Below are 8,697 nucleotides of genomic sequence, written 5' to 3' on the forward strand. Positions count from 1 at the left end.
GCCCTTCTGGCCGACGGCGACGTAGATGCAGCGGACCTGCTTGCTCGGGTCGCCCGACTCCCAGTTGGCCTTCTGGTTGATGATCGTGTCGATCGCGATCGCGGTCTTCCCGGTCTGCCGGTCGCCGATGATCAGCTGACGCTGACCGCGACCGATCGGGATCATCGAGTCGATCGCCTTCATGCCGGTCTGCAGCGGCTCGTGCACCGACTTGCGCTGCATGACGCCGGGCGCCTGGAGCTCGAGGGCGCGGCGGCCCTCGCTCTCGATGTCGCCCAGGCCGTCGATCGGGTTGCCCAGCGGGTCGACGACGCGGCCGAGATAGCCCTCGCCCACGGGGACGGACAGGACCTCGCCGGTGCGGCGGACCTCCTGCCCCTCCTCGATGCCCGTGAACTCGCCGAGGACGACGACGCCGATCTCCCGGACGTCCAGGTTCAGGGCGAGGCCGAGCGTGCCGTCCTCGAACCGCAGCAGCTCGTTCGCCATCGCGCCGGGGAGACCCTCGACGTAGGCGATGCCGTCGGCGGCGACGGTGACGCGGCCGACCTCCTCGCTGACCGCGCCCTCGGGCTCGTACGACTTCACGAAGCTGTCCAGAGCGGCGCGGATCTCCTCCGGCCGGATCGTCAGCTCAGCCATTGCTCTCTCCTGTCGTGGCCGCGTATCGCGCGGCCTCACGTTCTGCGTAGCCGACCGGGGCCGGCGCTGGGCCTAGGGGTTCAGCCGGCCAGCCGGCGACGGGCGTCGGCCAGGCGGGACAGCACGGTGGAGTCGACGACGTCGGCGCCGACCTGGATGCGCAGGCCGCCGATGACGGCGGCGTCGACCGTGACGTTGAGCTGCACGGGGCGCCCGTAGGCACGCTCGAGCAGCCCGGCGAGCCGGTCCTGCTGGGACTGGCTGAGCACGCTGCCGCTCGTGACCGTGGCCACGAGACGACGACGACGCTCGGCGGCGATCTCCCCGTACCACAGCAGCGTCGCCACGAAGCGGCGGCCGCGCAGGGCGGTCGTGGCGCGACGGGCGAGCACGAGCGTCACGTCGTCCACCTTGCCCGTGAGCAGGGAGTCGACGAGCTGCGCGCGGCGCCCGGGTTCCGTCGTGGAGTCCGAGAGCACCTGGCGCGCCTCACGCTGCCCGACGAGCGCCCGGGTCAGCCGGAACAGCTCGTCCTCGACCGTCTCGAGGGTGCCCCGCGCCTCGGCGGACGCCAGCACGGCGTCGAGGCCGAGACGCTCGACGGCGTCCGCGAGGTCCCGGTCGCCGGACCAGCGCGACCGCGCCAGCCCCGTGACGAGGTCCACGACGCGCTCGTCGAAGCCCCCGGCCAGCACGCGGCCCGCCAGGGCCGCACGGTCCTCCGGGTCGCGCGACGGGTCGGCGAGCGACCGGCGCAGCGGCCCGGACCCGTCCAGGGCGGCGACGACGGCGAACAGCTGCTCGCCGAGCGCCTTCGCGTCGGCCCCGGCGGACCGCAGGACCGGCTCGAACCGCTCCTGCGCCGCCGCGAGGGATGCTCCGCTGGTGCCCCGCATCAGCCCTCCTTGCCGACCGAGTTGCCGACCGGCGTCGCCGTGCGCGACTCGTCACCCGCGGCCTCGAGCTCGTCGAGGAAGCGGTCGACGACGCGCGACTGGCGCGCGGAGTCCTGCAGCGACTCGCCGACGATCTTGGATGCCAGCTCGGTGGCCAGCTCGCCGACCTCGGCGCGCAGCGAGACGGCCGCCGTCTGGCGCTCCGCCTCGATCTGGCGGTGGGCGGTCTCGACGATGCGCGAGGCCTCCTCGTGCGCCTTGGTGCGGAGCTCCGCGACGATGGCGGTGCCCTCGGCGCGCGCCTCCTCGCGGGTCTTCGCCGCGTCGGCACGGGCCTCGGCGAGCTGCTGGTGGTACTCCTTCAGCGCCTCCGCAGCCTCCTCCTGGGCCTTCTCCGCCTTGGCGATGCCGCCCTCGATCTTCGCGGTGCGCTCGTCCAGCACGGCCTGGAACTTGGGCAGGACGTACCGGTAGAACACGAACCCGACGATGATCACGATGATCAGCGACCACACGATGTCGTACGTGTGCGGCAGCAGGATGTTCTGCTCGGTCCCCTCGGCGGCGAGGACCGCCGGCGTGGAGGTGTTCAGGGAAGAGGTCATCATCACGGAACGATGAAGCCGGCCACCAGGCCGAGGAGCGCGAGCACCTCGACGAAGGCGATACCGATGAACATCGTGGTACGGAGCTGGCCGGAGACCTCGGGCTGGCGAGCCATGCCCTCGATCGTCTTGCCGATGAGGATGCCGAGGCCGATGCCCGGGCCGACCGCCGCGAGGCCGTAACCGACGGTGCCGATGTTTCCGGTGACCTCGGCGAGGGTGGTGACGTCCACTGGGTTTCCTTCCGTTGGGCGCCGGACCACGGTGGCCCGGCGTCGCTTTCTGGGTGCAGTTGGTAGGACGGGGTCCGGCTAGGCCGGGAACCGCGAGACGGTCAGTGCTCCGCCTCGACGGACATGTTGAGGTACACGGCGGTGAGGATCGCGAACACGTACGCCTGCAGGGCAGCCACGAAGACCTCGAAGAAGAAGAACGCCGCGCCGGCCACGAACGTGCCCGCGCCGAACAGCTTCATCGCGCCGGCCGAGTCGAAGAGGAAGAACGACGTGGCCGCGAAGCAGATCGCGAGCATGAGGTGCCCGGCGACCATGTTGGCCAGGAGCCGGATGACGAGCGTCGCGGGGCGCAGGACGAAGACCTGCAGCGCCTCGATCGGCACGAGCAGCACGTAGAGCGGCTTCGGCACCCCCGGCGGGAAGAGCGAGTTCTTGAGGTAGCCACCCAGACCGTGCGCCTTGACGCCCGCGGAGAGGTACATGACGTACGTCCACGCGGCGAGCACGATCGGCAGGCCGATCACGGAGGTGCCCGCGATGTTGAGGAACGGGATCACCGCGGCGATGTTCATCACGAGGACCGTGCAGAAGATCGTCGCGAGCAGCTTGAAGTACTTGCGGCCGTTCTCCTGGCCCAGCACCTCGATGGCGATCGAGTTGCGCACGAAGTCGAGGATCATCTCGACCGCGTTCTGGAACCGGCCGGGCACCAGGCGGGCGCGCCGGGCGGCGAGGCAGAACACCACCAGCAGGACGGTGGCCATGATGACGCGGACCAGCATGATCCGGTTGAACTCGAAGGGGGTGCCCTCGAAGAAGATGGCCGGCGGGAAGAAGTCCGCGATCGTCGGCGCGTGGAACTCGCCGTCACCTTCGGCGGCAAGCAGCAGGGGGATCGCTGGCGTAGACAGGGGATTCTCCCGGAGGTCGTACGGTCCGGGCGCTCCACTCCTGGGAGGGCACGCCATCGGACCTGGCCGTCATGGATTCGCGGACAGCCTACCGGATGTTCACAGGTGCTCCGACATCGCTGAGCAGTTTTTCCGGCCAGATCTTGCGGCTTGTGAAGAAGCGCACGATGTTGCCCCCGGCGACGAATGGTCGCCCGGCGCAAGCACCCTGGTCAAAGGCTCGGTCGGACGGCGCGATCAGGGCTGCACGTAGGGCACGCGGCCGCTGTTCACCGCGCGGTAGTCGAGCAGCGCGGACCCGATCGCCCCGACCGCGAGCACGGCGATCAGCACCCACGGCGCGTAGAAGGTGGCGCCCTGGAGCAGCGCCAGCACCACGATGAGCACGACGATCTTGGCCACCCAGGCGCCCATGACGAACGCCGCCATGCGCGCGGGGCTCGACCCGACGGTGCGCATCATCGACCAGATCGTCGTCGCGCAGAAGAACGCCGCGATCGCGGCGCCCACCAGGGCGCCCCACAACCCCGGCAGGCCGGCGACCAGCAGGCCGATGCCGCCGCCCAGCACCACCAGGGCGCCGACCAGCAGCAGCGTGTCCCGCAGCGCGGTCCGCAGGACCCGCCGCTCGGCGTCGGTGGCGTGCTCGTCCGCGGCGGCAGGGTCGGGCGTCGGGCCGGGGGCGTCGGGCGTCGTCATCGGGGGCGTCCTTCGTGCGTCGTCAGGGTGGGCGCAGCCGGGCCGGCCGGCGGCGGGGTCGGGGAACGGTGGGGCGCGGGCGCCGGGTGCGCCGCCACGACCGCCGGGTGGCTGCCGGTGGCGACGTCGTCGTCCAGGAAACGTCCGCGGGTGCGCAGCGGGCCGAGGGTGAGGAGCAGCGCCACCACCACGGCGACGCCGAGGCCCGCGAGCACGGCCTTCCAGTCCCAGAGCACGAGGGCGGCCACGCCGAAGGAGAAGACGGCGGCCCACACGTAGAGGATGAGCACCGCGCGCCGGTGGGAGTGGCCGAGCGCCAGCATCCGGTGGTGCAGGTGCATGCGGTCGGGGTGGAACGGCGACTTGCCCGCGGCGAGGCGACGGATCACGGCCATGACCATGTCGAGGAGCGGCAGCAGCACCACCGCCACCGGCAGCAGCAGCGGGATGAACAGTGGCACGCGCTGCGCGCCGGAGAGCGTCGCCCCCATCGAGACCGGGTCGACGTTCCCCGTGATCGTGATGGCCGAGCCGGCGAAGACGAGGCCGAGCACCATCGAGCCCGAGTCGCCCATGAAGATGTGCGACGGGAAGAAGTTGTGCGGCAGGAAGCCGAGACACGCCCCGACCAGCACGGCCATCATGAGCGTCGCGAGGTTGGCGTAGTTCTCCGGCGTCGCCTGCTGGGTCAGCCCGTAGGTGTACAGCAGGAAGGCGGAGCCGCCGATCGCGATCAGGCCCGCGGCCAGCCCGTCCAGGCCGTCGACGAAGTTCACCGCGTTCATCGCCACGACGACCACCAGGATCGTCAGGAACAGCGAGATCCTCGACGAGGTGATGAACAGCCAGTCCGGGGTGGGCAGCGACGTGAGCTGGACCTGCTGGAGGGCCATGAACCCCGCCGCGAGCACCTGCCCGGCGAGCTTGGTCATCCAGTCCAGGTCCCACACGTCGTCGGCCCAGCCGAGCAGGCAGACGATGACGGCGCCGCCCACGATGCCCCACGCCTGCGGGCCGGTCTCGAAGACGCCCGCGAGGAACGGCATCTGCGAGGCCAGCACCACCGCGACGACGATGCCGAGCAGCATCGCGAGACCGCCCAGCCGCGGCGTCGGCTGCACGTGCACGTCGCGCGCCCGCACCGCGGTGATCGCGTTCGTGCGGCGCGCGACCCACCGCGCGCCCGGCGTGGCGAGGTAGGTGACCGCCGCCGAGACGAGCAGCAGGAGCAGATAGGCCCTCACCCGGCGGACTCCTCCGCGGGGGCGGAGCCCTGCTCCTCGGTCCGGGCGGGCGTGCCCGCGTCGGCGGGCTCGGGCGACGCGTCAGCGGTCCCGGCGGTGGCCTCGGCGGTGGACGCGGCAGGGGTCTCGGTGGCGGGCTCCTCGACGGGCTCGTCGACGCCCCGCACGGGCGCGACGTCGTTCAGCGCCTCGAGCGTGATCGCGCCCTGGCGCACCACGCGCAGCTGCGCGCCCGTGGCGTCGACGATGGTCGAGGCGACCCCGCCGGGCGCGTCCCCGCCGTCGAGGTAGACGGTCACCGCGTCACCGAGCTGCGCCTGCGCGTCGGCGACCTCGAGGGCCGCCGGGTTGCCGGTGGCGTTGGCGCTCGACACCGCGAGCGGGCCCGTGCGCCGCAGCAGCGCCAGCGCGGCCGGGTGGTCGGGCATGCGGAGCGCGACGGTGCCGTGCGTCTCCCCCAGGTCCCACTGCAGCGAGGGCTGCGCCTGCAGGATGATCGTGAGCCCGCCCGGCCAGAACGCCTCGGCCAGCTTGCGCGCGTCGTCGGGGACCTCGGTGGCCAGCCCGTCGAGGGTGCGGACGTCGGGGATGAGGACGGGCGGGGGCATCTGGCGCCCGCGGCCCTTGGCCGCGAGCAGGGCCGCGACGGCCTCCGCGTCGAAGGCGTCGGCGCCGATCCCGTAGACGGTGTCTGTCGGCAGCACCAGCAGGCCGCCGCGCGAGACCGTGTTCACCGCCTCGTCGATCGCAGGGCCCCAGGTGTTCGGGTCGGTGACGTCGTGCACGCTGCTCACGGGCTCAGTCTGTCACGGTTCGACCGGCCGCCGGCCGGCCGGCCGGGTCGGTGGCCAGGTGCTCGCGCGTCCCGCCGGAGCGGCGCGCCACCACCATCCGCGGCCGGCCGGTGAGGTCGTCGCGCGTGCTCGCGGGGCCGAACCCGCCGGCGCCCGCCACCATCGCGCGCGCCGCGGCGGCCTGCACCTCCGCGTGCTCCATGACGTACAGCCCGCCGGGGCGCAGCAGCCGCGCCGCGGCGGCGGTCACTCCGCGGGGCACCTCCAGCCCGTCGTCGCCCAGGCCGTAGAGCGCCACGGCCGGGTCGTGGTCGGCCACCTCGGGGTCGCGCGGCACGGCGCCCGGCGGCACGTACGGCGGGTTGGAGACGACGACGTCGACGGTGCCGTCCAGCTCGCGCAGCGCCGTGCGCGCGTCGCCGCGCAGCAGGCGGACGACGGCGTCCGCGCCCGGCCGGTCCCCCGACGCCGCGGCGACGTTGCGGGCGGCCCACCGGTGGGCCGCGGCGTCGAGCTCGACGGCGTGCACGCGGGCGCCAGGCACCTCGGTCGCGACGGCCAGCGCGATGGCTCCCGACCCGGTGCAGAGGTCGACCACGACCGCCGTTCCCTGGCGGGCCACCACGCGCACCGCCTCGTCGACCGCGACCTGCGCGACCTCCTCGGTCTCGGGCCGCGGGACGAAGACGCCCGGCCCGACGGCGAGCTCCAGGTGCCGGAACGCGGCCACGCCGGTGAGGTGCTGCAGCGGCTCGCGGTCCGCGCGCCGCGCGACGTCGGCGGCGAACCGGTCGGCCGCGCCGTCCGGCAGGACGCGGTCCAGCACGGCGAGGCGCCGCGCCTCCGACCGGTCGACGCCGAGGGCGTGCGCGAGCAGGGTCTCCGCGTCCACGCGCGGGCTGGGCACGCCGGCTGCTCCGAGCCGCGACGTCGCCCAGCGCACGGCCCCGCCGACGGTCCCGGGCACGGCGGGAACCGCGGACGTCGCGTCAGTCACCGGTGCTGCCCGCGGCCGCGAGCCGCGCCGCCTCGTCGGCCTCGACCGCCGAGCGCACCACCGGGTCGAGGTCCCCCGCGAGCACATGGTCCAGGTTGTACGCCTTGTACCCGGTGCGGTGGTCCGCGATGCGGTTCTCCGGGAAGTTGTAGGTGCGGATCCGCTCGCTGCGGTCCACGGTACGCACCTGGGAGCGCCGGACGTCGGCGGCGGCCGCGGCGGCGGCCTCCTGCCGCGCCGCGAGCAGCCGGGCGCGCAGCACGCGCATCGCCTGCTCCTTGTTCTGGAGCTGCGACTTCTCGTTCTGCATCGACACGACGATCCCCGTGGGGACGTGCGTGATGCGGACGGCCGAGTCGGTCGTGTTCACGGACTGGCCGCCCGGACCCGACGACCGGTAGACGTCGATGCGCAGGTCGTTCGGGTCGATCTCGACCTCGCCGGGATCGTCCACCTCGGGCAGCACCAGCACGCCGGCCGCCGACGTGTGGATGCGCCCCTGCGACTCCGTCACCGGCACGCGCTGCACGCGATGCACGCCGCCCTCGTACTTGAGGCTCGCCCACACGCCCTCGGCGGGGTCGGAGACGCTCCGCGCCTTGACCGCGACCTGGACGTCCTTGTACCCGCCCAGCTCGGTCTCGGTGGCGTCGAGCACCTGGGTGGCCCAGCCGCGGCGCTCGGCGTAGCGCAGGTACATGCGCAGCAGGTCGCCGGCGAAGAGGGCCGACTCGTCGCCGCCCTCCCCCGCCTTGATCTCGAGGATGACGTCGCGCGCGTCGTCGGGGTCCCGCGGCACCAGCACGCGCCGCAGCCGCTCGGACGCGTCGTCCGCCGCTGCGCGCAGGGCCGGCAGCTCGGCCGCGAAGGCCTCGTCCTCGGCGGCGAGCTCGGCGGCCGCCTCCGCGTCGTCGCGGGCCTGCTCCCACGCGCGGTACGCCGCGGCGACCTGGTTCAGCTCGGCGTAGCGGCGGCCGAGAGAGCGGGCGCGCCCCGCGTCCGCGTGCACGGCCGGGTCGGCCAGCGCGCGCTCGATCTCGGCGTGCTCGTCGAGCAGCGGCCGCGCGGCGGCGAACGAGTCGGTCATGGGTACTCCCGGTCCGGGCGCGAGGCGGCGTCGGGCCCGGCGCGGACCACCTCACCGGGACACGCACTGCCTCGACGGGTGGCGACACTCCCTCGGCAAAGCAGAAGCGCCGGTGGTCCGTCGTCCGACTGCCCCTGGAGAGGTTGTCGGGCGGACCACCGGCGCTGTCAGGCAGCTACTTCTTCTTGCCGTAGCGCGCCTGGAAGCGGGCGACGCGGCCACCGGTGTCGAGGATCTTCTGCTTGCCCGTGTAGAACGGGTGGCAGGCGCTGCAGACCTCGACGCTGATCTTGCCGGAGGTGGCGGTGCTGTGGGTCGTGAACGTGTTGCCGCAGGTGCAGGTCACCTCGGTGACGACGTACTCGGGGTGGATTCCGGACTTCATGATGCTCCTTGGTGTGATGCCACCGGGTCGCCCCGCAGGACAGCGGGCCGTGAACCGGGATGGCCGACGAACCATTGTGCCAGAACGCGGACGCGCCCCGGACATCCCTGGTGGGGGGGGGGCGCCCGGCCCGGGGCGCCGGCCGGGGAGATTAGGAGGGCCCGGGGTGGGGGACGGAGGCCCCCCCGCGGGGGGTGGGGT

Annotated in this window: 10 protein-coding genes and 1 pseudogene; all 11 read right to left on the bottom strand. The window is 73.3% G+C overall.

Annotated elements, in window-relative coordinates; all coding sequences use genetic code 11:
* Positions 1 to 642 (bottom strand): annotated as a pseudogene (locus tag ACFWEK_RS15010) (F0F1 ATP synthase subunit alpha); the annotation flags it as partial.
* Between the two features lie 80 nt (positions 643 to 722).
* Entirely contained in the window at positions 723 to 1,538 is an 816-nt protein-coding gene (locus tag ACFWEK_RS15015; RefSeq protein WP_430548287.1) for a F0F1 ATP synthase subunit delta, read from the bottom strand.
* Positions 1,538 to 2,143 (bottom strand): F0F1 ATP synthase subunit B, encoded by a 606-nt coding sequence (locus tag ACFWEK_RS15020; RefSeq protein WP_430548291.1) that lies wholly within the window; start codon positions 2,141 to 2,143, stop codon positions 1,538 to 1,540. The genes ACFWEK_RS15015 and ACFWEK_RS15020 overlap by 1 nt, the downstream gene beginning before the upstream one ends.
* Before the next feature lie 2 nt (positions 2,144 to 2,145).
* A complete protein-coding gene (locus ACFWEK_RS15025) occupies positions 2,146 to 2,376 on the bottom strand; it encodes an ATP synthase F0 subunit C (protein ID WP_079569652.1) in 231 nt (76 codons plus the stop codon).
* 101 nt (positions 2,377 to 2,477) lie between these two features.
* On the bottom strand, positions 2,478 to 3,347 hold the full coding sequence (atpB, locus tag ACFWEK_RS15030; RefSeq protein ID WP_430548286.1) for a F0F1 ATP synthase subunit A: 870 nt from the start codon (positions 3,345 to 3,347) through the stop codon (positions 2,478 to 2,480).
* 180 nt (positions 3,348 to 3,527) lie between these two features.
* Entirely contained in the window at positions 3,528 to 3,989 is a 462-nt protein-coding gene (locus tag ACFWEK_RS15035) for a hypothetical protein (protein WP_430548285.1), read from the bottom strand.
* Complete coding sequence (locus ACFWEK_RS15040; protein ID WP_429767014.1) at positions 3,986 to 5,233, bottom strand: glycosyltransferase family 4 protein; 1,248 nt, start codon at positions 5,231 to 5,233, stop codon at positions 3,986 to 3,988. Before ACFWEK_RS15040 ends, ACFWEK_RS15035 begins: the two co-directional genes overlap by 4 nt.
* On the bottom strand, positions 5,230 to 6,018 hold the full coding sequence (locus tag ACFWEK_RS15045; protein WP_430554550.1) for an L-threonylcarbamoyladenylate synthase: 789 nt from the start codon (positions 6,016 to 6,018) through the stop codon (positions 5,230 to 5,232). The genes ACFWEK_RS15040 and ACFWEK_RS15045 overlap by 4 nt, the downstream gene beginning before the upstream one ends.
* A gap of 13 nt (positions 6,019 to 6,031) precedes the next feature.
* On the bottom strand, positions 6,032 to 7,024 hold the full coding sequence (gene prmC, locus ACFWEK_RS15050) for a peptide chain release factor N(5)-glutamine methyltransferase (protein ID WP_430554549.1): 993 nt from the start codon (positions 7,022 to 7,024) through the stop codon (positions 6,032 to 6,034).
* Positions 7,017 to 8,111 (bottom strand): peptide chain release factor 1, encoded by a 1,095-nt coding sequence (gene prfA / locus ACFWEK_RS15055; RefSeq protein ID WP_430548282.1) that lies wholly within the window; start codon positions 8,109 to 8,111, stop codon positions 7,017 to 7,019. Before prfA ends, prmC begins: the two co-directional genes overlap by 8 nt.
* A 175-nt stretch (positions 8,112 to 8,286) precedes the next feature.
* The gene (rpmE, locus tag ACFWEK_RS15060) at positions 8,287 to 8,496 is read right to left on the bottom strand and encodes a 50S ribosomal protein L31 (protein ID WP_429767019.1); all 210 of its coding nucleotides are present in this window, start codon (positions 8,494 to 8,496) and stop codon (positions 8,287 to 8,289) included.
* Between the last annotated feature and the right edge of the window lie 201 nt (positions 8,497 to 8,697).

The sequence above is a fragment of the Isoptericola sp. NPDC060257 genome, assembly GCF_042726645.1.
Classification (GTDB): Bacteria; Actinomycetota; Actinomycetes; order Actinomycetales; family Cellulomonadaceae; genus Isoptericola; species Isoptericola nanjingensis.